This window comes from Roseovarius indicus (assembly GCF_008728195.1).
In the GTDB taxonomy this organism is placed as follows: domain Bacteria; phylum Pseudomonadota; class Alphaproteobacteria; order Rhodobacterales; family Rhodobacteraceae; genus Roseovarius; species Roseovarius indicus.
Window position 1 is genome coordinate 3,161,338 of the sequence record NZ_CP031598.1, and the last position, 24,272, is coordinate 3,185,609.

The 24,272-nt window shown below is 66.4% G+C and carries 25 protein-coding genes; 16 read left to right on the plus strand and 9 right to left on the minus strand.

From position 1 onward, the window contains the following. Positions 1-23: 23 nt before the first annotated feature. Together RIdsm_RS15095 and dksA are read right to left on the minus strand one after the other, a co-directional pair. Complete coding sequence (locus tag RIdsm_RS15095) at positions 24-1,193, minus strand: FAD-dependent monooxygenase (RefSeq protein ID WP_057815971.1); 1,170 nt, start codon at positions 1,191-1,193, stop codon at positions 24-26. 70 nt (positions 1,194-1,263) lie between these two features. Beyond that, entirely contained in the window at positions 1,264-1,686 is a 423-nt protein-coding gene (gene dksA / locus RIdsm_RS15100; protein ID WP_057815969.1) for an RNA polymerase-binding protein DksA, read from the minus strand. Between the two features lie 192 nt (positions 1,687-1,878). Here dksA and RIdsm_RS15105 point away from each other — a divergent pair, with 192 nt between their 5' ends. The 7 genes from RIdsm_RS15105 to RIdsm_RS15130 all read left to right on the plus strand — a co-directional run bounded on the left by RIdsm_RS15105 (position 1,879) and on the right by RIdsm_RS15130 (position 8,781). Then, entirely contained in the window at positions 1,879-2,718 is an 840-nt protein-coding gene (locus tag RIdsm_RS15105; RefSeq protein ID WP_057815966.1) for an AAA family ATPase, read from the plus strand. Positions 2,719-3,101: 383 nt separating this feature from the next. After that, positions 3,102-4,484, plus strand: coding sequence for a DUF2927 domain-containing protein (locus tag RIdsm_RS15110; protein ID WP_057815964.1), 1,383 nt, complete (start codon positions 3,102-3,104; stop codon positions 4,482-4,484). An 8-nt stretch (positions 4,485-4,492) separates the two neighbouring features. Next, the gene (locus RIdsm_RS30170; RefSeq protein ID WP_057815962.1) at positions 4,493-4,663 is read left to right on the plus strand and encodes a hypothetical protein; all 171 of its coding nucleotides are present in this window, start codon (positions 4,493-4,495) and stop codon (positions 4,661-4,663) included. A 10-nt stretch (positions 4,664-4,673) separates the two neighbouring features. After that, complete coding sequence (locus RIdsm_RS15115) at positions 4,674-5,858, plus strand: vWA domain-containing protein (protein ID WP_057815960.1); 1,185 nt, start codon at positions 4,674-4,676, stop codon at positions 5,856-5,858. Between the two features lie 77 nt (positions 5,859-5,935). Beyond that, complete coding sequence (locus RIdsm_RS15120; RefSeq protein ID WP_057815958.1) at positions 5,936-6,877, plus strand: nucleoside hydrolase; 942 nt, start codon at positions 5,936-5,938, stop codon at positions 6,875-6,877. Next, complete coding sequence (locus RIdsm_RS15125) at positions 6,874-7,320, plus strand: GNAT family N-acetyltransferase (RefSeq protein ID WP_235607836.1); 447 nt, start codon at positions 6,874-6,876, stop codon at positions 7,318-7,320. The genes RIdsm_RS15120 and RIdsm_RS15125 overlap by 4 nt, the downstream gene beginning before the upstream one ends. Before the next feature lie 42 nt (positions 7,321-7,362). After that, positions 7,363-8,781, plus strand: coding sequence for a protein adenylyltransferase SelO (locus RIdsm_RS15130; RefSeq protein ID WP_057815956.1), 1,419 nt, complete (start codon positions 7,363-7,365; stop codon positions 8,779-8,781). Between the two features lie 189 nt (positions 8,782-8,970). Here RIdsm_RS15130 and RIdsm_RS15135 read toward each other — a convergent pair whose 3' ends face one another. Then, complete coding sequence (locus tag RIdsm_RS15135) at positions 8,971-9,609, minus strand: DUF2238 domain-containing protein (RefSeq protein ID WP_057815954.1); 639 nt, start codon at positions 9,607-9,609, stop codon at positions 8,971-8,973. A gap of 40 nt (positions 9,610-9,649) precedes the next feature. Here RIdsm_RS15135 and RIdsm_RS15140 point away from each other — a divergent pair, with 40 nt between their 5' ends. The 4 genes from RIdsm_RS15140 (at position 9,650) to RIdsm_RS15155 (ending at position 13,010) form a co-directional block, all read left to right on the plus strand. Then, a complete protein-coding gene (locus RIdsm_RS15140; RefSeq protein ID WP_057815951.1) occupies positions 9,650-10,354 on the plus strand; it encodes an endonuclease/exonuclease/phosphatase family protein in 705 nt (234 codons plus the stop codon). 69 nt (positions 10,355-10,423) lie between these two features. After that, positions 10,424-11,671: a cation:proton antiporter gene (locus RIdsm_RS15145; protein WP_057815949.1), complete on the plus strand. Its 1,248-nt coding sequence runs from the start codon at positions 10,424-10,426 to the stop codon at positions 11,669-11,671. A 10-nt stretch (positions 11,672-11,681) separates the two neighbouring features. After that, a complete protein-coding gene (locus RIdsm_RS15150; protein WP_057815947.1) occupies positions 11,682-12,521 on the plus strand; it encodes a PhzF family phenazine biosynthesis protein in 840 nt (279 codons plus the stop codon). Between the two features lie 75 nt (positions 12,522-12,596). Then, positions 12,597-13,010, plus strand: coding sequence for a Fur family transcriptional regulator (locus RIdsm_RS15155; protein WP_057815945.1), 414 nt, complete (start codon positions 12,597-12,599; stop codon positions 13,008-13,010). Between the two features lie 3 nt (positions 13,011-13,013). On the opposite strand, the gene RIdsm_RS15160 is transcribed toward RIdsm_RS15155, so the two are convergent. Further along, entirely contained in the window at positions 13,014-13,469 is a 456-nt protein-coding gene (locus tag RIdsm_RS15160) for a hypothetical protein (protein WP_057815944.1), read from the minus strand. 148 nt (positions 13,470-13,617) lie between these two features. Between RIdsm_RS15160 and RIdsm_RS15165 the strand changes: the two genes are divergently transcribed. Beyond that, positions 13,618-14,517 (plus strand): DMT family transporter, encoded by a 900-nt coding sequence (locus RIdsm_RS15165; protein ID WP_057815942.1) that lies wholly within the window; start codon positions 13,618-13,620, stop codon positions 14,515-14,517. Positions 14,518-14,613: 96 nt separating this feature from the next. Next, the gene (gene eno / locus RIdsm_RS15170; protein ID WP_057815940.1) at positions 14,614-15,891 is read left to right on the plus strand and encodes a phosphopyruvate hydratase; all 1,278 of its coding nucleotides are present in this window, start codon (positions 14,614-14,616) and stop codon (positions 15,889-15,891) included. Between the two features lie 17 nt (positions 15,892-15,908). On the opposite strand, the gene RIdsm_RS15175 is transcribed toward eno, so the two are convergent. Beyond that, positions 15,909-16,649, minus strand: a complete 741-nt coding sequence (locus tag RIdsm_RS15175) for a dimethylsulfonioproprionate lyase family protein (protein ID WP_082647376.1) — start codon at positions 16,647-16,649, stop codon at positions 15,909-15,911. 157 nt (positions 16,650-16,806) lie between these two features. After that, the gene (locus tag RIdsm_RS15180; protein WP_057815938.1) at positions 16,807-17,139 is read right to left on the minus strand and encodes a DnaJ family domain-containing protein; all 333 of its coding nucleotides are present in this window, start codon (positions 17,137-17,139) and stop codon (positions 16,807-16,809) included. Positions 17,140-17,240: 101 nt separating this feature from the next. Between RIdsm_RS15180 and RIdsm_RS15185 the strand changes: the two genes are divergently transcribed. Next, complete coding sequence (locus RIdsm_RS15185) at positions 17,241-18,305, plus strand: NAD-dependent epimerase/dehydratase family protein (protein WP_057815936.1); 1,065 nt, start codon at positions 17,241-17,243, stop codon at positions 18,303-18,305. 43 nt (positions 18,306-18,348) lie between these two features. Beyond that, positions 18,349-18,774, plus strand: a complete 426-nt coding sequence (locus RIdsm_RS15190) for a cupin domain-containing protein (protein WP_057815934.1) — start codon at positions 18,349-18,351, stop codon at positions 18,772-18,774. 503 nt (positions 18,775-19,277) lie between these two features. Here RIdsm_RS15190 and pgi read toward each other — a convergent pair. From pgi to zwf, 3 genes are all read right to left on the minus strand, one after another. Beyond that, on the minus strand, positions 19,278-20,867 hold the full coding sequence (gene pgi, locus RIdsm_RS15195; protein WP_057815932.1) for a glucose-6-phosphate isomerase: 1,590 nt from the start codon (positions 20,865-20,867) through the stop codon (positions 19,278-19,280). A gap of 106 nt (positions 20,868-20,973) precedes the next feature. Then, positions 20,974-21,645, minus strand: coding sequence for a 6-phosphogluconolactonase (gene pgl, locus RIdsm_RS15200; RefSeq protein ID WP_057815930.1), 672 nt, complete (start codon positions 21,643-21,645; stop codon positions 20,974-20,976). Then, positions 21,642-23,096 (minus strand): glucose-6-phosphate dehydrogenase, encoded by a 1,455-nt coding sequence (zwf, locus tag RIdsm_RS15205; protein WP_057815927.1) that lies wholly within the window; start codon positions 23,094-23,096, stop codon positions 21,642-21,644. Before zwf ends, pgl begins: the two co-directional genes overlap by 4 nt. Before the next feature lie 155 nt (positions 23,097-23,251). On the opposite strand from zwf, the gene RIdsm_RS15210 reads away from it, so the two are divergent. Continuing rightward, positions 23,252-24,205: a radical SAM protein gene (locus tag RIdsm_RS15210; protein WP_057815925.1), complete on the plus strand. Its 954-nt coding sequence runs from the start codon at positions 23,252-23,254 to the stop codon at positions 24,203-24,205. Positions 24,206-24,272: the final 67 nt, after the last annotated feature.

Genomic DNA, 24,272 nt, shown 5'->3' on the forward strand with positions numbered 1-24,272 from the left:
ACCACTTCCGCGCGTGACGCGCCTTACCGGCCCGTCACCACGTCATGCTCGTAGATCCAGTCGAACTGATGCATGATCTTGCCGGGCGCCACCGCCCCGCCAAACCGCAGAGCGGCATGCGCCGCCCACCGCAGCGGCGGAAACGACAGGTGGTATTTCCAAGCGTTGGAACTGGCCGCATCCACGACCTTGCGAACCCGCCCCTCCCGGCGCGTCTGGTACGCCGCCAGCCGCGTCTCGAGCGACCCTGACAGCGACAGCGCCTCCGCCAGAACCCAGGCATCCTCCAGCGCCATCGACGCCCCCTGCGCCATGAAGGGCAGCGTCGGATGCGCCGCATCGCCCAGCAGAACCGTGCCCGGCCCATGCCACGCCGCCGCCACCGGGTGCCGGAACAGCCCCCACAGGTGCACCGTCTCGACCTGCCCCAGCATCTCGCGCACCTCCGCGCCGAAATCGGCGAAAGCCGCGCGCAGATTGTCAGGATCGTCCTGCTGGCTCCAGCTTTCCTCCTGCCACGCGGCGCGCTCCTGCACCGCCACCAGGTTCAACGCCGCACCATCGCGCAGCGGATAGCTCACCACGTGCCGGTGCGGGCCCATATGCACATGCACCTCCGGGCCCCGGCCGCGCGTGTTGGGCACCACGGCCCGCCACGCCACCTGGCCGGTAAAGAACGGCGCCGCCTGGCCATTGAGCGCCCGCCGCACCACCGAATGCAGCCCGTCGGCGCCCACCACCAGGTCGGCCTTCACATCGACACCCCTGGCCAGCCCCACATCCGGCGGCTCGCCCGGCGTCACGTCCTCGGCATGCTGAAGCAGGCGGATCTTCACCCCCGCCTCCCGCGCGCCGGAGGCCAGCACCTCGATCAGGTCGGCCCTATGGACGAAATGGTAATCGGCGCTCTCCAACCCGCCCAGGTCGAGCCGCAGCACCTCGCCGCCCCGGTAATCCTTCAGCCGCACCGCCTGTCCCTGCACCGACACGTTGCGCAGCGCGTCCCCCAGCCCCAGCGCCTCCAGCACCCGGAAGCCGTTGGGGCTGACCTGTAAACCCGCGCCCACCTCGCGGATCGTCTCGGCCTGCTCGAACACCGTCACATCGGCCCCGCGCAGCCGCAGCGCCCGCGCCGCCGCCAGCCCGCCGATGCCGCCGCCCACCACGACGATCTTCATGCCGTCCAAAGTCATTTCCCGGTCCCCGGACAAAAAACGCCGGAGCTTTCACCCCGGCGCCTTGATCTTTCTCAGGCCGCGACCTCTAGTCGTCGCGGTGAACCTTCTCGCGCCGTTCGTGACGCTCCTGCGCCTCGAGGCTCATGGTCGCGATCGGGCGCGCATCCAGCCGCTTGAGGCTGATCGGCTCGCCGGTCACCTCGCAATAGCCATATTCGCCCTCGTCGATCCGGCGCAGGGCCGAGTCGATTTTCGCAACCAGCTTGCGCTGGCGGTCGCGGGTGCGCAGCTCCAGCGCGCGGTCGGTTTCCTCGCTGGCGCGGTCGGCCACATCGGGGATCGCGCGCGTGCTGTCCTGCAGCCCTTCGATCGTGTCGCGGCTGTCTTCGAGCAGCTCGGATTTCCACTGGATCAGCTTCCGTCGGAAGTACTCCAGTTGCCGCTCGTTCATGAATGGTTCGTCTTCTGCGGGACTGTAGTCCTCGGGAAGAAAGACCTCGGCTTTCATTTCCACTCCCTCATCAAGGCCAGTGTCTGGCATGGTATTCTCCTCAGACATTTGGCAAGCCCATAGGCCGAGCACTTACACTTCCATCCGGCGAATGTCACTACACAAATACACGCCATTGCGGTGTTTTCTGCGGCGCAGTACGGTGCGAGGCGACCGTCTGAGCAAAGATGCAAAAAGGATATACAATTCATGAAGTTCGCCGGAACCGAATCCTACGTCGCCACGGAAGACCTCACCGTCGCGGTCAACGCCGCCGTCACGCTCGAGCGTCCGCTGCTGGTCAAGGGCGAGCCCGGCACCGGCAAGACAGAGCTGGCCCGCCAGGTGGCCCAGGCGCTCGGCGTCGACATGCTCGAATGGAACATCAAGTCGACCACCAAGGCCCAGCAGGGCCTCTACGAATACGACGCCGTCAGCCGCCTGCGCGACAGCCAGCTGGGCGACGAACGGGTGCATGACGTCAAGAACTACATCCGCAAGGGCAAGCTCTGGCAGGCCTTCGAGGCCGACAGCAAGCTCGTCCTCCTGATCGACGAGATCGACAAGGCCGATATCGAGTTCCCGAACGACCTCCTGCAGGAACTCGACAAGATGGAATTCCACGTCTACGAGACCGGCGAGACGATCCGCGCCAAGCACCGGCCCATCGTGATCATCACGTCCAACAACGAGAAAGAGCTGCCCGACGCCTTCCTGCGCCGCTGCTTCTTCCACTACATCCGCTTCCCCGATGTCGAGACGATGAAGAAGATCGTCGAGGTCCACCATCCCGGCATCAAGGAACAGCTCCTGACCACCGCCCTCACCCAGTTCTACGAGATCCGCGACCAGGGCGGGCTCAAGAAAAAGCCCTCCACCTCCGAGGTGCTCGACTGGCTCAAGCTCATCCTCGCCGAAGACCTCACCGCCGAAGACCTGCGCCGCGACGGCGCCGATGCCCTGCCGAAACTGCACGGCGCGCTCCTCAAGAACGAGCAGGACGTGCACCTCTTCGAACGGCTCGCCTTCATGGCGCGGCGGCAACGCTGACGGCCGCGTCCGGGAGACGCTCGGGAAAATCCTTCCCCGGCCGGGCAAAGCGTGTAGGCTTGGCCGGGGCAGGTTCCTGCCCCGTACCGGACAGACAAGAGCGAGCCTTCGGACCCGTGCCAAGCGACAGCACCAAAGCGCAGCAGAGTGACCGGGGAATGTCGGCCCGCCACTTAGGTGGCCGCGCCGGGAAAACAGGAAACAAAACCACCCGGTTTTCGGAATTGTTTCGCACTTTCACCCCCCGCCTGGCCCCCGCGTTAACGAATCGCCCCGGCCACGGGAATGCCGCCTTTGTTCCCTATCCGCGACAGCATCCGCCCGCTAACCTGATCCCGGCCCCGCCGCGGGGCCGTTCCGTGTTTCCCGGTGTCGGAGGGTCCATGCGCCGAATTCTGCTCCCCTTTTGCATGGTGCTCGGCGCCACGTTGCTCGGCGCCTGCGGCTCCGCCCCGCGCGAGGATGTGCCGTCGCGCGCCGCGACCCCCGAACAGACCGACCTGCCGCCGATGAAAGCCTTCTCGGTGGCCCATCCCGAGCCGCCCTCTCGCTCCAACCGCGACATCTACCGCGACTTCCTCGAACTCAGCTTCCAGCTCGAATCCGGCCGCCAGCTCGACCGCTTCTCGCGCTTCGAAGGCCCGATCTCGATCCGCGTGACCGGCAGCCCGCCGCCCAGCCTGATGCCCGACCTCAACCGTCTGGTGACCCGGCTGCGTCGCGAGGCCGGCATCGACATCGGCCGGGTCCGCGGCCGCAACGCCTCCATCACAATCGAGGCCGTCAGCCGCGCCGACATCCGGCAATTCCTGCCCAAGGCCGCCTGTTTCGTCGTCCCCAACGTCTCCAGCCTGCAGGAATACCGCAGCGCCCGCCATTCGCGCCAGACCAACTGGAGCGACCTCGTCGAGCGCGAGCGCATCGCCATCTTCGTGCCCGGCGACAGCTCCCCGCAGGAGGTGCGCGACTGCCTGCACGAGGAACTGGCCCAGGCGCTCGGGCCGCTCAACGACCTCTACCGCCTGCCCGACAGCGTCTTCAACGACGACAACGTGCACACCGTGCTCACCGGCTTCGACATGCTGATCCTGCGCGCCTATTACGCGCCCGAGCTGCAGGCCGGCATGACCCGCGAACAGGTGGCGTCCCGCCTGCCGGCGATCCTGTCACGGCTCAACCAGCGCGGCGACAGCATCGCCCCCCGCGCCCTCAAGGCCACGCCGCGGCCGTGGATCCGCGCAATCCAGACGGCCCTCGGGCCGGGCGCCTCCTCCGGCCAGCGCCGCCGCGCGGCGCAGGAAGCGCTCTCGATCGCCCGGTCGCAGGGCTGGCGCGACCACCGCCTCGCCTTCAGCCATTTCGCCCTCGGCCGCCTCACCCAGATGTCCGACCCCGACTTCGCCCTCGGCCAGTTCCTCGCCGCCGAGCGCATCTATGCCCAGACCCCGGGCACCGAGCTGCACCGCGCCTACTCGGCCTCGCAACTGGCCGCCTACGCCATCAGCCAGGGCCGCAGCGCCGAGGCCCTCCGCCTGATCGAACCCTACAAGGCCATGGCCGAGCGGCACGAGAACGCCGCCTTGCTGGCCACGCTGATGATGCTCGAGGCCGAAGCGCTTGACCTCGCGGGACGCCCGGCCGAGGCCCAGGCCATCCGGCTGGACAGTATCGGCTGGGCGCGGTACGGGTTCGGGGCGGACTGGGCCGTGCGCGCAAAACTGCGCGAGATCTCGGCCCTCAGCCCGCAGAAGGAACCGAACGGGTAATCTGAACCATGCTACTTGCCTTGATAGGCGCAGCAATTGGGGCCCTCCTCGGCGCGGTCGTCGCGCGCCGCCGCAAGGGCTCCATGACGGACATGCTGCAATACGGCGCCGTCTTCGCCATCATGTTCGCGCTCGCGGGCCTGTTCCTGACCATCTTCATCGTCCGGGCCTCGGGCTGAGGGGGCGGCGATGTTCCTTCCCTTCTTCGAGAACCTGCGCAAATCCGGCCTGCCGGTCTCGCTGCGCGAATACCTGACCTTTCTCGAAGCGATGTCGGCGAACCTCGTCACCTACGACATCGAGGGCTTCTACTACCTCGCCCGCGCGGCCATGGTGAAGGACGAGCGGATGATCGACCGCTTCGACCGCGCCTTCGCCGCCAGCTTCGAAGGCCTCGAACAGATCAGCGCGAGCGAAGTGCTCGACGCCGTCGACCTGCCTCAGGAATGGCTGGAAAAGATGGCCGAGAAACACCTTTCGCCCGAAGAGAAGGCAGAGATCGAGGCCCTTGGCGGCTTCGACAAGCTGATGGAAACCCTCAAGGAACGCCTCAAGGAACAGGAAGGCCGCCACCAGGGCGGCAACAAGTGGATCGGCACCGCCGGCACCTCCCCCTTCGGCGCCTACGGCTACAACCCCGAAGGCGTCCGCATCGGCCAGAAGGAAAGCCGCCACCAGCGCGCGGTCAAGGTCTGGGACAAGCGCGAGTTCCGCAATTTCGACGACTCCGTCGAAATCGGCACCCGCAACATCAAGGTCGCCCTCAAACGCCTGCGCAACTGGGCCCGCCAGGGCGCCGCCGACGAGCTTGACCTGAACGGCACCATCCGCGCCACCGCCGAGCACGGCTATCTCGACGTCAAGATGCGCCCCGAGCGCCACAACGCCGTCAAGGTCCTGCTCTTCCTCGACGTCGGCGGCAGCATGGACCCCCATATCAAGGTCGTGGAAGAGCTCTTCTCCGCCGCCCGGACCGAGTTCAAGCACCTCGAATATTTCTACTTCCACAACTGCCTCTACGAAGGCGTCTGGCGCGACAACCGCCGCCGCTGGGATGCGCAAACCCCCACCGAAGAGATCCTGCGCACCTACGGCTCCGACTACAAATGTATCTTCGTCGGCGACGCCTCCATGTCGCCCTACGAAATCGCCTACCCCGGCGGCGCCAACGAACACTGGAACGCCGAAGCCGGCCAGGTCTGGCTCCAGCGCGCCCGCGAACAATGGCCCCAGCACCTCTGGATCAACCCGGTGCCCGAGAATTACTGGCCCTACACCCAGTCCGTCCAGATGATCCGCGAGATCTTCGAAGACCGCATGGTCCCGATGACCCTCGCCGGCATCGAGGAAGGCATGAAGGAACTCGGGCGCTAACCCACGGCCTAGCGAAACCGCGCCCAGCCCCGCATGTCGATGTAGACAAATCCGCCGCGCCGTGAGACAGGCACACCATGAGCGCGCGCAAGATCATCATCGACACCGACCCGGGCCAGGACGACGCCGTCGCGATCCTGCTGGCGCTCGCCAGCCCCGACGAGATCGAGCTTCTGGGCCTCACCTGCGTCGCCGGCAACGTCCCGCTCGACCTCACCGCCCGCAACGCCCGCATGGTCTGCGAACTGGCCGGCCGCACCGATATCCCCGTCTTCGCCGGCTGCGACAGGCCCTTGGGCCGCGAGCTCGTCACCGCCGAGCATGTCCACGGCAAGACCGGCCTCGACGGCCCCGACCTGCCCGAACCCGCCATGCCGCTGGCCGACACCCACGCCGTCGACTTCCTCGTCGACACCCTGCGCGTCGAACCCGCGGGCACCGTCACCCTCGTGCCCATCGGGCCACTCACCAACATCGCCGCCGCCTTCAAGGCCGCCCCGGATATCGTTGAAAAGGTTCACGAAATCGTCCTCATGGGCGGCGCCTATTTCGAGGTCGGCAACATCACCCCGGCGGCCGAGTTCAACATCCACGTCGACCCGCAGGCCGCCGACATCGTCTTCCGCGCCGGCGCCCCCATCACCGTCATGCCGCTCGACGTCACCCACAAGGCGCTCGTCACCAAACCCCGCAACGACGCCTTCCGCGCCCTCGGCACCTCCGTCGGCACCGCCGTCGCCCAGATGACCGATTTCTTCGAACGTTTCGACAAGGAGAAATACGGCTCCGCCGGCGCCCCCCTCCACGACCCCTGCACCGTGGCCTACCTCCTGAACCCCGAGCTCTTCACCGGTCGCCACATCAACGTGGAAATCGAAACCACCTCCGAGCTCACCATGGGCATGACCGTCGCCGACTGGTGGCGCGTCACCCGCCGCACGCCCAACGCCCTCTTCATCGGCGACCTCGACGCCGACGGATTCTTCGACCTGCTGACGGAAAGGCTGGCCCGGCTGTGACCGCTCTCACCATCGCCAAGACCGACGACCTCGACCGGATCATGCGCCTCGTCTCCGACTACCACGGCGAGGAAGGCATCGCCCAATCCGAAGACACCCGCCGCGCCGCCATCCTGCCCCTGCTCGAAGGCTCGCCCCACGGCGTCATCTACCTGATGGGCCCGGCCCGCGCCCCCATCGGCTATGTCGTGGTCTGCTTCGGCTGGTCCATCGAATTCGGCGGCATGGATGGCTTCGTCGACGAAATCTACGTCCGCCCCGCCGTGCGCGGCCGCGGCATCGGCACCGAAGTCCTCCACACCCTGCCCAAGGCACTCGCCAAGGCCGGCATGAAGGCCATCCACCTCGAGGTCGGCAACGAGAACCCCCGCGCCCGCAAGCTCTACGAGAAACTCGGCTTCCGCGCCCGCGAAGGCTACGGCATGATGACCCGCGAGCTGTAAGCGCCCCCTAGCCATTCGCGGCGGAACACTTATCTTTCGTCCATGACCCTGACGATTCCGTTCGACAACTCCTACGCCCGCCTGCCCGCGCGGTTCTACACCCGGCTGAACCCCATGCCGGTGAAGACCCCGCAACTCATCCGCTTCAACCACGCGCTGGCGGCCGAGATGGGCATCACCCCCGGCACCGACGAGGAGATCGCGCTCGCCTTCTCCGGCAACACGCCCCCCGACGGCGCCGACCCGCTGGCCCAGGCCTATGCCGGGCACCAGTTCGGCGGCTTCTCGCCCCAGCTGGGCGACGGCCGCGCCAACCTGCTGGGCGAGACGGTGGCGAACGGCAAACGCTACGATATCCAGCTCAAGGGCTCCGGCCCCACCCCCTATTCCCGGATGGGCGACGGCCGCAACTGGATGGGCCCCGTGCTGCGCGAATACGTGGTCTCGGAAGCCATGCACGCGCTCGGCATCCCCACCACCCGCGCGCTCGCCGCCGTGGCCACCGGTGAACGCGTCTATCGCGAAAACGGCGGCATGCCGGGCGCGGTGCTGGCCCGCGTCGCCTCCAGCCATATCCGCGTCGGCACCTTCCAGTTCTTCGCCGCCCGCCGCGACACCGAAGGCTTGCAAGCCCTCTTCGACCACACCGTCGAGCGCCACTATCCGGGCGTCGAAACCCCCACCGACCTCCTCGACGCCGTCATCGCCCGGCAGGCGAAACTGATCGCGCAATGGATGTCCGTGGGCTTCATCCACGGCGTCATGAACACCGACAACAGCACGCTCTCGGGCGAAACCATCGACTATGGCCCTTGCGCCTTCATGGACACCTACCACCCCGACACAGTCTATTCCTCGATCGACGCGCATGGGCGCTATGCCTATTCCAACCAGCCCAACGTGATCGTCTGGAACATGGCGCAGTTGGCCACCGCCCTCGTGCCGCTCATGCCCGATCAGGACGCGGCCATCGAGACATTCACCAAGTCCGTCCACGCCATGCCCGACCAGATCCATGCCGAATGGATGACCCTCTTCCGCGCCAAGCTGGGCCTCGCCACCCAGGACGACGGCGACGAAGAGCTCATCACCGGCCTCCTGCGCCGCATGGCCGAGAACCGCGCCGATTTCACCAACACCTTCCGGGCGCTCCCCGCCGGCACCGCCCGCGACCAGTTCCTCGACCCCAAAGCCTTCGACGAATGGGAACCGCTCTGGCGCAAACGGCTGGAGGCAGAGGACGACCCCGAGACCCGCATGCGCGCCGCCAACCCGGCGGTCATCCCGCGCAATCACCGCGTCGAACAGATGATCCAGGCCGCCGTTCAGGGCGATTTCGGCCCCTTCGAACGGCTGAACGACGTGCTGGCCAACCCTTACGAGGATCAACCCGACGCGGCCGATCTCACCCGCCCGCCGGAACCCTCGGAAGTCGTCCACCAGACATTCTGCGGCACCTGACCGCCGGACGTGCCCGTTGCGCGCGGAACAACATCTCGTGCAGCGGGCCACCGAACGCCACATTAACACCGGGGGTCACCGCCCCCCGCACCGACGTGATACCGACAAAATACCGACGTTATACCGACGTCGGAATCCCAGCAAAACAAGGCCGTTAACCTGATTCGGCCCGAAACGGGGCCGACACCGCTATTTCCGCCGCAATCTCCGGAAGTAGCGCGGGTTGCGCGTGACGAACTCGTCGATCAGCACCGCCAGCCCGCCCCGGGCCTGCCCCTTGAGGTATCCGAACCCCGTCGCCGCCCCGATGAAGGCCCCCACCGCGTCGACGATCAGGTCGCCCATCGTGTCCATCAGCCCCGATTTCTGCATGTTGAACCCGAAGGCCTGGTCCATGAAGAACTCGAATATCTCCCAGGCCGTGCCGATGGTGATCCCGAAACAGAAGGCGAAAAACGCCACGGCAATCGGCGGCGCCGCATAACGATCACCCTGGAACATCATGAAAACCAAGACAAATCCGATCAGCCCGAACCCCACGGCCGAGGCGCCGTGCATCACCATGTCCCACCACCAGAACCGCTCGTAGAAGTCATAGACCTCGCCCAGGAACAGCGTGGCGCCCACGAAGATCACCAGCGCCGCGATGAAGCTGGGCGGCACGTGAATCTCCGTCCACCGCGCCACCACCACCGGCGCCAGCGACAGCGCCAGCGTGCCAAGTGCCACGAACGCGAGCTCCCACCGCAGCTCCGCCAGCGCGAACAGCACCACCCCGGCCAGCGCCAGCCAGATCGCGCGTGCCAGCCATGTCTGATCTGCGAACATGGGTGATGTGTCTCCTGCAAACGGATGATATTGCAGGGATATGAAAGTCGATCGGTTCCGGATTGCAACCTACAACCTGCAGAAATGCGTGGGCCTCGACATGCGTCGCCGCCCCGACCGTTCCCTGTCTGTCATCGCCGCGCTCGACGCGGATCTCGTTGTTTTACAAGAGGTTGACAAGCGCCTCCCGCCCCGTCCCGCCGCCCTGCCGCACGACATGGCCGAACAGGATGGCTGGCACATCCTGCCCTTCGGCGCGCCGGGCGGCTCGCTTGGCTGGCATGGCAACGCCATGCTTGCACGTCCCGGCGTAACCGTCCGGAATACCTCGCATTTGGAGCTTCCGGGCCTCGAGCCGCGCGGCGCCATCATGGCCGAGCTGGACACCGCCATAGGCCCCGTCCGCGTGGTGGGCCTCCATCTCGGCCTCGTGCGCCGCTACCGCCTGATGCAACTCGCCACCATCCAGCGCCACCTCCGCCGCATGGCCCCCATGCCCACCATTCTGGCCGGCGATTTCAACGAATGGGGCAGCGCCGCGGCCCTCGCCGCCGCCGTCGACGACAAGCAATTCGCACCCACGCCCCCCAGCTATCCGGCCCCGCGCCCCGTGGCCCGCCTCGACCGCATCGCCACCTGCGACGCCCTCGTCGCCGCCGCCACCGGCACCCACAGGACCAAGCCCGCCCATATCGCCTCCGATCACCTGCCCGTCTGGGCCGATCTGGAACGCGCCCCGCGCTAGACATCTGGCGCCGTCCGGGGCACCGTGCTAGGCGCTGCCCCGCAGACCCGCCATTGTTGGACGCTTTTCATGACCATTCTTCAGATCACCTCGCTTCTCATCGTGCTGGCCGCTGTCTTCGGCGCCATCAACTACCTGTTTTTAAAGCTCCCTTCGGCCATCGGCATCCTCGTCGTGGCGCTGCTGGCCTCGTTCGGCGTGATGCTGGTCGACATGGGCCTGCCCCATCTGGAGATCGCCGAAACCGCCCGCGATTTGATCACCTCGATCGACTTCTCCGACGCCCTGCTCGAAGGGATGCTGGGCCTCCTGCTCTTCGCCGGCGCGCTTCACGTCAAGCTGGCCGACCTGCGCGAACAATGGCGGGCCGTCTTCCTGATGGCCACCATGGGCGTGGCCCTCTCCACCGTGGTCATCGGCACCGGCTTTCACTGGCTGACCGGCATGCCGCTCCTCGTGGCGCTCGTCTTCGGCTCCCTCATTTCCCCCACCGACCCGGTCGCCGTGCTGGGCGTGCTGCGCGAGGCCAACCTGCGCAAGTCCCTGGAAACAAAGATCGCCGGCGAATCCCTCTTCAATGACGGCGTGGGGTACGTTGTCTTCCTCGTGCTCGTCGGCCTCGCCTTCCCGGGCGACGACCACCACGCCAGCGGCCTTCAGGCCGCGGCCCTCCTCTTCGTGCAGGAAGCCCTTGGCGGCGCCGTCCTCGGCCTCGTCCTCGGCTGGCTCACCTTCCGCGTCATGCGCCTCATCGACGACTACTCGCTCGAGGTTCTCCTCACCCTCGGCCTCGCCTTCGGCGGCTACGAACTGGCCGTGTTCCTGCACGTCTCCGCCCCCATCATGGCCGTCTGCGCCGGGCTTCTCATCGGCGAGGTCGGCGCCAAGCACGGCATGAGCGAGGAAACCCGCGACTATGTGGATGCCTTCTGGAAACTCATCGACGAAATCCTCAACGCCGTCCTCTTCCTGATGATCGGCTTCGAGGTCTTCGCCGTCGCCTTCGAGGTCGATTTCCTCCTCGCCGGCGCCCTCTCCATCGGCTTGGCCCTCATCGGCCGTCTGGCCGCCGTGGCTGTGCCCGTACTGATCCTGCGCCCCTTCCGCACCTTCGCCCCCGGCGTCGTGCCGATCATGACATGGGGCGGCCTCAAGGGCGGTATCTCGGTCGCACTGGCCCTCTCGCTGCCCGACAACGAGTGGAAGCCGCTCATCCTGACCGCCACCTACGTGGTGGTGATCTTCTCCATCGTCGTGCAGGGGCTGACGGTCGGCAAACTCGCCAACCGCCTCGGCCGCGCGCCCGACCTTGTCTGAGGAACGCCCCATGTCCCGCTACGTGGTCTATGACGTCTTCACTGAAACCCGCTTCGGCGGCAACCAGCTGGCCGTTTTCCCCGACGCCACCGCCCTGCCCGAAGCCGACCTTCAAGCCATCGCGGCCGAGTTCAACTTCTCCGAGGTCACCTTCGTCTATCCGCCCGAAAGCCGGGCCCACACCGCCCGCGTCCGCATCTTCACGCCCACGATGGAAATCCCCTTCGCCGGCCACCCGGTGATCGGCACCGCCATCGCACTGGCCGATGCGGGCCACGGGCCCGACATGGTGCTCGAACTGGGCATCGGGCCCCTGCCTTGCCGCGTCGATACCGGCACCGCCGCCTTCACCACCGCCGCCCCGCTGGAAACCCTCGCCAGGCCCGAACCGGCCCTCGTGGCCCGTGCCCTCGGCGTACAACCCTCTGATATCGCCACCGAAACACACCCGCCCACGATGGCCTCTCTCGGCCTGCCTTTCACCCTCAGCGAACTCACCAGCCGCGCCGCCCTCTCCGCCTGCCAGACCGATATCGCCACCTTCCGCAAGGGCGCGAAGGCCCATCCCGGCGGCCTCGACTTCGCACAATTCGCCTATGTCCGAGAAAGCGACACCATCCACGCCCGCATGTTCGCACCGCTCGACAACATCCCCGAAGACCCGGCCACCGGCAGCGCCTGCGCCACCCTCGCCGCCCTCCTTGCTGAGACGCTCGGTCGCGACCTCTCCCTCACCGTCCACCAGGGCGAGGATATGGGCCGCCCCAGCCGCATCAGGCTGCAAACCCAGCAAGGCCGCGTGACCGTCTCCGGGCAGGCCGTACAGGTGATGGAAGGCCGACTGGTTTAGACCGCCGATAAAATCTGGCCAACGCGCCGCGAACCGGCTATCCAACGGTCCCACGAGTCGCAAAAGATCGAGCCGATGACCGAGACCATCACCGAGCGTTGCGAGGCCAAGGGCCTGCGGATGACCGGCCAGCGCCGCACCATTGCCGGCGTGCTGGAAGACTCCGACGATCACCCCGATGTGGAAGAGCTTTACGCCCGCGCCTCGGGCCGCGATCCCAACATTTCCATCGCCACGGTCTACCGGACGGTGAAGCTGTTCGAGGAAGCCGGCATCCTTGAAAAGGTCGAATTCGGCGACGGCCGCGCCCGCTACGAAGATGCCGAGCGCGACCACCACGACCACCTGATCGACCTGCAATCCGGCGAAGTCATCGAATTCGTCGATGCCGAGATCGAGGCGCTTCAGGAAAGGATCGCCAACAAGCTGGGCTACAAGCTCAAAGGCCACAAGCTCGAGCTGTACGGCGTGCCGCTCAAGAAGTCCTGAGCCCTACTCCAGCCGCTCCGGCAACCCTCGCCCGTCGTTCCACCAGCGGTTCGGGTTGTCGCTTCTCGGGTCATAGGCCGCCCGGCTGGCCCAGTCCTCGCGCAGGAAGATCACCGGTTCCTCGTAATGATGCGCCCAGATCACCGCATCCATGACGCGCTCCAACACCTCCAACTCCCTGGGCACCGAGATCTTCAGCTCGACCATCGGATAGGTCTCCGTCGCGCCCGCCTTAAACCCCTCCACATGGGTCGTCGTGGTCGAGCCCGGTTCCGGCTGCGCCGTCTCGCGCCCCACCGCCGAGATACTCGCATTGCGCTGGTACCGCCCATAGCCCAGCGGATACACCTCCATCACCGCATCGAGAATCCGGTCCGTATCCTCCGGCAATGTCTGGATTTCCAGCGTCCATACCGGCTCGAACCGCCCCGATGTCGCCTCGTACTCCGTCAGGTCCATACCCGCCTCCCGCTATTGGCTGACCGACCTTCGGCCGCCGCCCCGCCGCGGTCAACGCCCCACCGCCACGCCCGGTGTTGCTGCTGACGCCAATGGTCACTATAGCCGGTCGCGTGCGGCATCCCGCCACAGCACGGAAAGGCACCCCATGCAGAACGTCCACGGCATCCTGCTCGTGATAGCCGCCATGGCCGGCTTCACCATCGAGGACACGCTGATCAAGCGGATGTCGCAGGATATTCCCGTGGGCCAGATCCTCATCATCATTGGCCTTTCAAGCACCCTGCTCTTTGCGTTCATGGCCCGCCACCGCGGCCATGCCATTTTCGCCCGGGCGGCATGGCGGCCGATGTTCCTGTGGCGCGCGCTGGCCGAGGCGATGGCCTCCATGGCCTTCGTCACCTCGCTCTCGCTGGTCGACATCTCGGTCGTGGCGGCCGTCTTCCAGGCGACACCGCTCGTCATCACCATGGGCGCCGCCCTCTTCCTCGGCGAAGACGTCGGCTGGCGCCGGTGGAGCGCCATCGCCATCGGCTTCATCGGCGTGCTCATCATCATCCGTCCCGGCGTGGCCGGGTTCGAGCCGGCAGCGCTTATTGTGCTGATCTCGGTCTGCGCCATCGCCGCCCGCGACCTGATCACCCGGCGGATGGATACCAACGTGTCTTCCTTCGTCATCGCCTTTCAGGGCTCGGGTGCCGTCATCCCGGCGGGTTTCCTGTTGCTGGCCCTGGCCGGTGAAGGGCCACAGACCATGACCGCCACGCATGGAACGATGATGCTCGTGGCCATCGCCGTCGGCGCGCTCTCCTATTACGGCATCGTTCAGGCCATGCGCCTTGGCGAGGCCGCCGCCGTCACGCCCTTCCGCTACACTCGCCTGCTCTTCTCTCTGATCGTGGGCGTCACCATCTTCGGCGAACACCCCGACACCCTGACACTCGCCGGCGCCGCGCTTATCATCGCGACCGGCCTTTACACCTTCATTCGCGAACAACGCCTCGCCCGCCGCCAGCGCCGCGATCTGCCGGGAAACCCCAACATCTAGTTGGGGCATCTCGTTAGCGCTACCACCCCCAGTTGCATTCGACGTAAAACTTGGTATGGGACACCCAACCATTTCAGCCTTCCGAGGGACAAGGACATGAGCACCATCATCGACATTCACGCCCGCGAAATACTCGACAGCCGCGGCAACCCCACGATCGAGGTCGACGTCGTCCTCGAAGACGGCACCATGGGCCGCGCGGCAGTGCCCTCGGGCGCCTCGACCGGCGCGCACGAGGCTGTCGAGAAGCGTGACGGCGACAAGAACCGGTACATGGGCAAGGGCGTGCTCGAGGCCGCGGCCTCGGTCAACGGCGAAATCGCCGATCTGCTCCTGGGCTTCGACGCCACCGAACAGGTTTCGGTCGACGCCGCGATGATCGAGCTTGACGGCACCCCCAACAAGGCCCGCCTCGGCGCCAATGCCATCCTCGGCGTCTCGCTCGCCGTCGCCAAGGCCGCCGCCGATTTCACCACCCAGCCGCTCTTCCGCTATGTCGGCGGCACCTCGGCCCGCACCCTGCCCGTGCCGATGATGAACATCATCAACGGCGGCGAGCACGCCGACAATCCGATCGACATCCAGGAATTCATGATCATGCCGGTCGCCGCCAGCGATATCCGCGAAGCGGTGCGCATGGGCGCCGAGGTGTTCCACACCCTCAAGAAAGAGCTGTCCGCCGCCGGCCTTTCCACCGGTATCGGCGACGAAGGCGGCTTTGCCCCCAACCTCTCCTCGACCCGCGAGGCGCTCGATTTCATCCTGAAATCCATCGAGAAGGCCGGCTACAAGCCGGGCGAGGACATCTACCTCGCCCTCGACTGCGCCGCGACCGAGTATTTCAAGGACGGCAAGTACGAATTGAAGGGCGAAGGCCTCTCGCTCACCTCCGAGGAAAACGCCGACTACCTCAAGGCACTGGTCGGCGACTACCCGATCATCTCGATCGAGGACGGCATGAGCGAGGATGACTGGGACGGCTGGAAAGCCCTGACCGACATGATCGGCGACAAGGTGCAGCTCGTGGGCGACGACCTTTTCGTCACCAACCCGGTGCGCTTGGCCCAGGGCATCGAGAAGGGCGCCGCGAACTCGATGCTGGTGAAGGTCAACCAGATCGGCACGCTGACCGAGACGCTGAAAGCCGTCGACATGGCTCACCGCGCGCGGATGACAAACGTCATGTCCCACCGCTCTGGCGAGACCGAGGACGCCACCATCGCCGACCTCGCCGTCGCGACCAATTGCGGGCAGATCAAGACCGGCTCGCTGGCGCGCTCCGACCGGCTTGCCAAGTACAACCAACTGATCCGCATCGAGGAAGCCCTCGGCGACAGCGCCGAGTACGCCGGCCGCTCGATCCTGCGCGGCTAAGCCTCGCCGGCCTGGCCCTAACGCCCTTCCCGCCGCGCCTTTTGCTGGCGCGGCGGCGTCAGCTTCATCTCAGGCAGCCTCAGCCGGGTCTCCGGCCCGCTCCACGCATAGGCCAGCAGGCAGGGCTGCTGCTCTCCGGTCGTGATCCTGTGCTCGTCCCCGGCCCGGTTCAGAATGAGCGACCCCGGCGCATAAACCGCCGCATCGTTTTCCGACCATGCCCCCGCGACCGACACGTAGCTTTCCTCGATCTCGACATGGCTGTGCTGCGGATAGGTCGTGTTCGGCGCAAACAGCACGAACCCGATGATCAGCCGGCCCGTCTGCACCGGGCCGTTCGGCCCCATCACCTCGCAATAGGCGTATTTGCGCGCCAGCGACGGCGAAACCTTCTCGTACCCGTATTCCCATGTCAGCTGGTCCGACACCCGCGACAGCGCCCGCGCGAGCCCCTGCATCACCCCGCGTTCGCCGATATCGAGCGCGCGCCCCAGATGCGCGGTCACCGGCTTTGTCTCCGGCGCCCGCATCGCCATCTCAGGGTTCGACTCCAACACCGCCGACACCGCCTCGCGCACCCGCTTGCGATGGCTGCGGATCGACCGGCTGCCCCCGGCAGAGCCCTGCCGGTACAGCGTCTCGAACTCCCGCAGCAGGTAATACCAGTCGGGGCAATCCCTCAGCCGCGGCCCGGCCGCGGCGGCGGTTTCGGGCTGCGAGACACCTGCCTGCGGCTCATTTTCCTGATCGGTCGCCATGCCAACCCCCTTCGTCTCGAATCCGCGCCAGCTAAGCCGCACAATTGACCCATGAAAAGGGGGGATTGGCATCCCCCGCGCCTCGAGGGGCGACAACACTGGTTCTGCCCGTCGCTTGTGCGGATAACTGTCTGAAATGCCGCAGGAAACGGCGACATCAGCCTTTCAGGAATTTCCGCCGGGCATCCTCGGCAATCGACTGGCGCATCATCAGCTGCGCCAATTCCGCCATCGCTGCCTTGCGCGTCTCCGGGTCGGTGATCGTGGCCATCTGCGCCTTGTGCGCGGCGATCTGCTTTTTCAAAGTGATCTCTTCCGGCAAGACCCCGGCCTCGGCCATCATCCGGAACCCCGCCGCCTCGCCCGCGTCGAGATGCGCCTCGCCGCTGTGATCGGGCAGCGGTTGCCCCTCGCCCTCAAGCCCCTGCAATTTCCCCTCGGCACCGGCCTTGAGGATCTGCCGCTCGATCAGTCTGCCAAGCCATGTCATGCCCGCAGGTTACCGTACACACGGCGCCCCGGCGAGCGCCAAAAACTTGCATCGACCCGCAGCATCCCCAAGTCTGGACCACGCACAGGAAAGGAGTTTCCATGCCCGAGATCCCCGTCGACACCACCGCACCCGTGCTTGTCACCGGCGCCACAGGCTACGTCGCCGGGTGGCTGGTGCGCGACCTGCTCGATGCAGGCGTCACCGTCCATGCCGCCATCCGCAATCCCGATGACCCGGCGAAGACCGCGCCGCTGCAGGCCATGGCCGATGCCGCCCCCGGGACGATCCGTTTCTTCCGGGCCGACCTGCTGCAAGACGGCGCCTATGCCGAAGCGATGAAAGGCTGCCGGATCGTCTTCCACACCGCCTCGCCCTTCTCCACCTCCGTCAAGGATCCGCAACGCGAACTGGTCGACCCGGCGGTCAAGGGCACCCGCAACGTGCTGGAAGAGGCCAGCCGCACGCCCTCGGTCCAGCGTGTCGTCCTCACCTCCTCCTGCGCCGCGATCTATGCCGACGCCACCGATTGCGCCCGCGCCAGCGGCGGCAAGCTCTCCGAGGACGACTGGAACACCACCGCCTCGCTCGACTACCAGCCCTATTCCTACTCCAAGACAGAGGCCGAGCGTACGGCATGGGACATCGCCGAAGCCCAGTCGCAGTGGCGCCTCGTCACGGTGAACCCCAGCCTCGTCCTCGGCCCCGCCTCCCACGGGACGCCCACGTCGGAAAGCTTCAGCATCATCAAGCGCATGGGCGATGGCAGCTTCCGCTCCGGCGTGCCGCGCCTCGGCATCGGCGTGGTCGATGCCCGCGACGTGGCACAGGCCCACATTGCCGCCGGCTTCCTGCCAGACGTGCAGGGCCGCTACATCGTCTCGGCCCATGACACCGACCTGCTGACCGTGGCCCAGGCGCTTCACGCGACATATGGCGACCGCTACCCGATCCCGTCCAAGCCTCTGCCGAAATGGCTGGTCTGGCTCGTCGGCCCCTTCCGCGGCCTCTCCCGCCGTTTCGTGGCCAACAATGTCGACGTCCCGTGGCATATCGACAATTCCAAGGGCAAGCGCGAGCTCGGCCTGACCTATCGCCCGCTCGATGTGACCGTGCGGGAGATGTTCGCCCAGATGATCGAAGCCGGCACCTTCCCCGAAACCTGAAAGGCCCCTTTCCTGCCGGGGCCCGCCGCGCTAGCCTGCCCCCATGACAGCAAACGACATCATCGAAAAGCTCGGCCTTCAGCCCCATCCCGAAGGCGGCCACTACCGCGAGACATGGGTGGCCGACAATGACGGCCGGGCCACCGGCACCTGCATCTACTTCCTGCTCAAGGGCGGCGAGGAGAACCGTTGGCACCGGGTCGATGCCACCGAAATCTGGCATTTCTACGCCGGCGACCCGCTCCTGCTGCGCCTCTCGGCCACCGATGACGGCCCGGCCGAGCGCCACCTGCTCGGGCCCGACCTGGCCCAGGGCCAGCGCCCCCAGGTCATCATCCCGACGCACCACTGGCAGCGCGCCGAATGCATCGGCGCCTACACGCTGGTCGGCTGCACCGTCTCGCCCGGCTTCCAATTCGAGGGGTTCACCCTGGCCGCAGACGGGTTCGACATCCCCGAGCGGGGATGATCGACTCCCGAAAGTCAGAAAAATTTATGTAGTCCTATCATATACTTGAAAACATCACTTCCAGATTCACGAAAAACTTCGCCCACCTCTGAAACTTTTCCCCGCCTGATACGTGAGTGACCATCGGAACTCAGCCCAACGGCGGGATTTCCTCGGAGACCATTCCTGACTCCCGTGCTCCGCGGAGCTGCATATCGACGTTTGCATGCAGCATTCCCCAGCCCCGCCCGATGGCAGAGTTTGTCGGGGCCCGCCCTTTGCCCCGTCAGACAGGACCGGCGCCGCTGTTTAGTGAGTGTATGCGTACGACGTTTCGGCGCCGGTTCTGGTCCGGGATGCCAGCGTGCATCCCGGACAATCCCCTTCGCGCCCCGGCGCGAAGCCGACATATGCCGCTGGATCGCGGTTACGAGTGGTGTTGGTTGGTCCCGGTTACGAGGCAGACGAGCAATCCATGCGCGGCATTGGCCCGGAAAGCGAAGCCGCCTTCCGGGCCTTACTCATTATGTTGCCCCGCGCACGAAGGCCACAAGCTGACGGGTCGAGCCGTCCTTGCCGGCGCCATCCTCCGCGCCCGACAGGATCGGCGCCATTTCCTTCGCCAGCGCTTTGCCCAGTTCCACGCCCCATTGATCGAACGAGTTGATCCCGAGAATCACGCCCTCGACAAAGACCCGGTGCTCGTACAGCGCCACGATCTGCCCCAGCCGCCGCGGCGTCAGCCGGTCATAGATCAGCGTGGTCGACGGCCGGTTGCCCGGAAAGACCCGGTGCGCCGCCTGCCGCTCAAGCTCGTCGCCTTCGAACCCGGCCGTCTCCATCTGCGCCCGCGCCTCGGCCAGGGTCCGGCCCCGCATCAGCGCCTCCGACTGCGCCAGGCAATTGGCGACCAGCAAGTCGTGATGATGCGTCAGTTCCGGCTCGTGCCCCTTGGCGGCCACCATGAATTCACACGGCACCACCTGCGTGCCCTGGTGGATGAGCTGATAGAACGCGTGCTGCCCGTTCGTGCCCGGCTCGCCCCAGACAACGGGGCCGCTCTGCTCACTCAACGCATCGCCCTCCATCGTCACGCGCTTGCCGTTGCTTTCCATTTCCAGTTGCTGGAAATAGGCCGGCAACCGCGACAGCCGCTGGTCATAGGGCAGCACAGCGCGGGTCGGAAACCCGCAGGCATGGCTGTGCCACAGCCCCGTCAGCGCCAGCATGACCGGCATGTTCTCCTGCGCCGGCGCCGTTCGGAAATGCCCGTCCATCGCCGCGCCGCCCTTCAGGAACGCGCGGAAATCCTCCGGTCCGATCGCCAGCATCAGCGGCAACCCGATCGGCCCCCACATCGAATAGCGCCCGCCGACCCAATCCTCGAAGCCGAAAACCCGCTCGGGCGCGATGCCGAAATCGGCGGTTTTGTCCTCGGCGCTCGACACGGCGGCAAACTGCGCGGCCGGGTCGTCCACCGCCTTGGCCATCCACGCCCGCGCCGTCTCGGCATTGGTCATCGTCTCGATGGTGGTAAAGGTCTTGGAGGCCACGATCACCAGCGTCGTTCTCGGGTCGAGCCCGGCCAGGCAATCGGCAATATCCGCCCCGTCCACGTTCGACACGAAATGGCATCGCGGCCCGTCATGATAGGGCGACAGCGCCCGCGTCCCCATCTCGGGGCCAAGGTGAGAGCCACCGATCCCGATATTGATCACGTCGGTGATCGGCCCGCCGGCGCCGGTGAAACGGCCCTCCCGCACGTCCTCGGCAAAGGCCTCCATCCGCGCCAGCGTCTCCAGCACGCCCGGCATCACGTCCTGCCCGTCCACCTCGACCGGTCCGCCGTCGAGGTTGCGCAGCGCGGTATGCAACACCGCCCGCCCCTCGGTCTCGTTGATCTTCTCGCCCGCGAACATCGCGGCGCGACGCTCTTCCACCCGATGCGACTGGGCAATTGACAGAAGCAGCGCCCGTGCCTCCTTGCTCATCGCCGTCTTGGAGTAATCGAAAAGCATCCCGTCGAAGCTGACAGAAAAGTCGGCCGCCCGGCCCTCTTCCTTCAAAAGCTCCGAGATCCGCGCGCCGGTATCGGCCGTCAAAGCCTCCCACATGCCGTTGTCTCCCGCCCCTGCGTGTCACCGTTCCTTACGTACTTCGGGGAAAACGTCGAAACCCTGAAAATGGTTTCCACGGACAAGGGCGTTGCCCGCGTCCCCGTCACGGCGCCCAGTGTACCGTCGCCTCTTCCAGCACGGCCGCCACCGGCGCCTTCACCGGCTCGAGCGATCGCGCCCGGTCAAGCGCGGCCTTCTTCGCCTGTCCGGTGATCACCACATGCAGCGCCAGTGCATCCCTGAGAACCCGTGCCGACAGCGTCAGCCGCGGCTCGGGCACGTCCTTGGCCCGCATCGGCACCAGCACCGGCCCGTAGCGGTCAAGCGCCGTCTCGAGGTTGTCCGCGCCGGGAAACAGCGACGCGGTGTGCATGTCGCTTCCCATCCCCAGCAGGCAGACGTTGATCGGCAGGGCCGGGCTTATCGCCTCTTCCAGCTCCGCCAGCACCGGCTCGGGCGTCTCCGACTTCCGGTACAGCGGCAGGAACCGCGCCTTCGCGGCCCGCCCCACCATCAGCCGCTCGCGGATCAGCCGGCTGTTCGAGCGCACATGCACCTCGGGCAGCCACCGCTCGTCGCTCGGCAACACGTCGACCCGGCTCCAGTCCAGGTCGGAGTCGCAGAGGCTGTCGAAGACCGGCCCGGGCGTCGTCCCGCCCGGCACCACGAACAGCACCCTGTCCTTGTGCTCCAGCGCGGCCGTCAGCTCCCCGGCCAGCGTGTTGGCCAGGTGCACCGCCATCAGCTCGTCGTCTGGATAGTCGATGAAATTCATGCCTTGATCTCCCGCCAGCGCCGCCCGTCGCGATGCATAAGCATCAGCGCGTCGTCAGGCCCGGCACTTCCCGTGGCATAGGGCAGCGGGTCGTCGCCGCGTTTCTCCCATCCGGCGATCACCTCGTCCGCCCAGGCCCAGGCCTCCTCGACCTCGTCGCCGCGCATGAACAGCGTCTGGTTGCCCCGGATAACATCCATGATCAGCCGTTCATAGGCATCGGGGAAATCCGCCTCCTCCGGGCCCAGCGCCTCGGCAAAGGTCATGTCGAGCGGCACATCGACCAGCCGCATGCCGCCCGGGCCCGGCTCCTTGATCGTCACGCCAAGCTCGATCCCCTCGTTGGGCTGCAGCTTGATGGTCAGGATATTGCGGTGCCGCCCGGCCTCTTCGCCGAAGATCGAATGCGGCGCATCCTTGAAGACCACGGCAATCTCGCTCGCCCGTTCCTTCAGCCGCTTGCCGGTGCGCAGGTAGAACGGCGTGCCCGCCCAGCGCCAGTTGCTGACCCTTGCCCTCAGCGCCACGAAGCTCTCCGTCGTGCTGTCGCGGTTGCCCACCTGGTTGCGATAGCTCGGCCGCCCGCCCGAGCCCTCGTACTGGCCCCGCACAACGTCATCGGGCGCCACCGGGTCAAGCGCGCGGATCACCTTCAGCTTCTCGTCGCGCACCGAATCGGGGTTAAACTTCGCCGGCGGCTCCATCGCGATCAGGCACAGAAGCTGCATCAGGTGGTTCTGCATCATGTCCCGCATGGCCCCGGCCCGGTCGTAGTAATCGCCGCGCCCGCCCACGCCCACGGCCTCGGCCACGGTGATCTGGATGTGATCGACATACTGGCTGTTCCACAGCGGCTCGAACAGCATGTTCCCGAAGCGGATCGCCATCAGGTTCTGCACCGTCTCCTTGCCGAGGTAATGGTCGATCCGGTAAATCTGGCTTTCGTCGAAATGCTCGGCCAGCACCCTGTTCAGCTCCCGCGCCGTCTTCAGGTCGCGCCCGAACGGCTTCTCCACCACGATCCGCGTCTGCCCGTCGGCCAGCCCGTGCTGGTGCAGCCGCTCCGCCAGCGGCCCGAAGAGCCTTGGCGCCACCGAGAAGTAGAACGCCCTGATCCGGTCCGACCGGGTGATCCGGGCCAGCTCCTCCCAGCCGTCATCGCCCATGGCATCGACCACGACGTAATGCAGCATGGCCAGGAACTCGTCGAGATGCGCCTTCTTGGTGCCCGCCGACTGATCGGACGCCATGATCGCTTCCGCCGCGAAATCCCGATACCCTTGGGTGTCCATCTCGCCCCGGGCCGCGCCGGTGATGCGCACGTCGCCCTCGATCTGGCCGGCGCAATACCGTCGGAAAAGGCCCGGCAGGATTTTCCGCCGCGCGAGATCCCCCGTGCCGCCGAAAATCACCAGGTCGAAGGGATCCACAGGAATGACACGCGAAACCATCAGACCTCTCCTGTCCCGCCGCGATACCGAATTGACGCGCGGCGTTCACGGGGCCTTTATGCCCCTATCACAAACCCGTCACCAGCCCGGTCATGGCTTTTCACGACAAAAAGGACAGGTTACGCCCGAAATGCAAACCAAAATCAGGTGATTTGATGAAAGACGCCGCCACAGCCCTGGCCAATGACGGCAAGTTCCGTGACCCGCAGGTAACCGCCGACGGGCAACCCCGCGCCCACGTGCCCCTCTCCAGGCCCGAGACGCTCTGGTTCAACACCGGCACGCTCTGCAACATCACCTGCGTGAACTGCTATATCGAAAGCTCGCCCGAGAACGACCGCCTCGTCTACATGACCGAGGCCGAGGTGCGCGACTATCTCGACCAGCTTGAAACCCGGGGCTGGCCGGTCCGCGAGATCGGCTTCACCGGCGGCGAGCCCTTCATGAACCCCGAGATGTGCGCCATGGCCCGCGCCGCGCTGGACCGCGGCTACGACGTCCTGATTCTTACCAACGCCATGCGCCCGATGATGCGCCCGAACGTGCAGAACGCCCTCCGCGCCCTGATCGAAGAGTACGGCGACCGTCTCACCCTGCGCATCTCCGTCGATCACTGGTCGGCACAGCACCATGACGAGGAGCGCGGCACCGGCGCCTTCGAGAAAACCCTGGCCGGCATGGCCTGGCTGCGCGACGCGGGCGCCCGCATGACCGTCGCCGGCCGCAGCCTCTGGAATGAAACCGAGACCGAGGCCCGCGACGGCTACCGCGCCTTCTATGCCGCGAACCGGTTTGCCATCGACGCCGACAACCCCGCCGAAACCGTGATCTTCCCGGAAATGGACATGCGCGTCGAGGTGCCCGAGATCACCACCGCCTGCTGGGGCATCCTCGGCAAGTCGCCCGACGACGTGATGTGCGCCTCCTCGCGCATGGTCGTGAAACGCAAGGGCGCGCCCCGGCCGACCGTGCTGTCCTGCACCCTCCTGCCCTACGACCCGCAATTCGAGATGGGCGAGACGCTGGAGGAGGCCGAGCGCGACGTCGCCCTCAACCACCCGCACTGCGCCAAGTTCTGCGTCCTCGGCGGCGCCAGCTGCTCGGGCTGAGACGGCGCACAAGGGGGCGCTGCCACCCACGTTGAAACCCTGAAGGGTTCCAACGCTCCCCCGGGAT

What these genes read in the sequence shown, in the direction of transcription:
- RIdsm_RS15095 (WP_057815971.1), bottom strand. Translation starts at nt 1,193, where the DNA reads ATGACTTTGGACGGCATGAAGATCGTCGTGGTGGGCGGCGGCATCGGC.
- dksA (WP_057815969.1), bottom strand. Translation starts at nt 1,686, where the DNA reads ATGAAAGCCGAGGTCTTTCTTCCCGAGGACTACAGTCCCGCAGAAGAC.
- RIdsm_RS15105 (WP_057815966.1), top strand. Translation starts at nt 1,879, where the DNA reads ATGAAGTTCGCCGGAACCGAATCCTACGTCGCCACGGAAGACCTCACC.
- RIdsm_RS15110 (WP_057815964.1), top strand. Translation starts at nt 3,102, where the DNA reads ATGCGCCGAATTCTGCTCCCCTTTTGCATGGTGCTCGGCGCCACGTTG.
- RIdsm_RS30170 (WP_057815962.1), top strand. Translation starts at nt 4,493, where the DNA reads ATGCTACTTGCCTTGATAGGCGCAGCAATTGGGGCCCTCCTCGGCGCG.
- RIdsm_RS15115 (WP_057815960.1), top strand. Translation starts at nt 4,674, where the DNA reads ATGTTCCTTCCCTTCTTCGAGAACCTGCGCAAATCCGGCCTGCCGGTC.
- RIdsm_RS15120 (WP_057815958.1), top strand. Translation starts at nt 5,936, where the DNA reads ATGAGCGCGCGCAAGATCATCATCGACACCGACCCGGGCCAGGACGAC.
- RIdsm_RS15130 (WP_057815956.1), top strand. Translation starts at nt 7,363, where the DNA reads ATGACCCTGACGATTCCGTTCGACAACTCCTACGCCCGCCTGCCCGCG.
- RIdsm_RS15135 (WP_057815954.1), bottom strand. Translation starts at nt 9,609, where the DNA reads ATGTTCGCAGATCAGACATGGCTGGCACGCGCGATCTGGCTGGCGCTG.
- RIdsm_RS15140 (WP_057815951.1), top strand. Translation starts at nt 9,650, where the DNA reads ATGAAAGTCGATCGGTTCCGGATTGCAACCTACAACCTGCAGAAATGC.
- RIdsm_RS15145 (WP_057815949.1), top strand. Translation starts at nt 10,424, where the DNA reads ATGACCATTCTTCAGATCACCTCGCTTCTCATCGTGCTGGCCGCTGTC.
- RIdsm_RS15150 (WP_057815947.1), top strand. Translation starts at nt 11,682, where the DNA reads ATGTCCCGCTACGTGGTCTATGACGTCTTCACTGAAACCCGCTTCGGC.
- RIdsm_RS15155 (WP_057815945.1), top strand. Translation starts at nt 12,597, where the DNA reads ATGACCGAGACCATCACCGAGCGTTGCGAGGCCAAGGGCCTGCGGATG.
- RIdsm_RS15160 (WP_057815944.1), bottom strand. Translation starts at nt 13,469, where the DNA reads ATGGACCTGACGGAGTACGAGGCGACATCGGGGCGGTTCGAGCCGGTA.
- RIdsm_RS15165 (WP_057815942.1), top strand. Translation starts at nt 13,618, where the DNA reads ATGCAGAACGTCCACGGCATCCTGCTCGTGATAGCCGCCATGGCCGGC.
- eno (WP_057815940.1), top strand. Translation starts at nt 14,614, where the DNA reads ATGAGCACCATCATCGACATTCACGCCCGCGAAATACTCGACAGCCGC.
- RIdsm_RS15175 (WP_082647376.1), bottom strand. Translation starts at nt 16,649, where the DNA reads ATGGCGACCGATCAGGAAAATGAGCCGCAGGCAGGTGTCTCGCAGCCC.
- RIdsm_RS15180 (WP_057815938.1), bottom strand. Translation starts at nt 17,139, where the DNA reads ATGACATGGCTTGGCAGACTGATCGAGCGGCAGATCCTCAAGGCCGGT.
- RIdsm_RS15185 (WP_057815936.1), top strand. Translation starts at nt 17,241, where the DNA reads ATGCCCGAGATCCCCGTCGACACCACCGCACCCGTGCTTGTCACCGGC.
- RIdsm_RS15190 (WP_057815934.1), top strand. Translation starts at nt 18,349, where the DNA reads ATGACAGCAAACGACATCATCGAAAAGCTCGGCCTTCAGCCCCATCCC.
- pgi (WP_057815932.1), bottom strand. Translation starts at nt 20,867, where the DNA reads ATGTGGGAGGCTTTGACGGCCGATACCGGCGCGCGGATCTCGGAGCTT.
- pgl (WP_057815930.1), bottom strand. Translation starts at nt 21,645, where the DNA reads ATGAATTTCATCGACTATCCAGACGACGAGCTGATGGCGGTGCACCTG.
- zwf (WP_057815927.1), bottom strand. Translation starts at nt 23,096, where the DNA reads ATGGTTTCGCGTGTCATTCCTGTGGATCCCTTCGACCTGGTGATTTTC.
- RIdsm_RS15210 (WP_057815925.1), top strand. Translation starts at nt 23,252, where the DNA reads ATGAAAGACGCCGCCACAGCCCTGGCCAATGACGGCAAGTTCCGTGAC.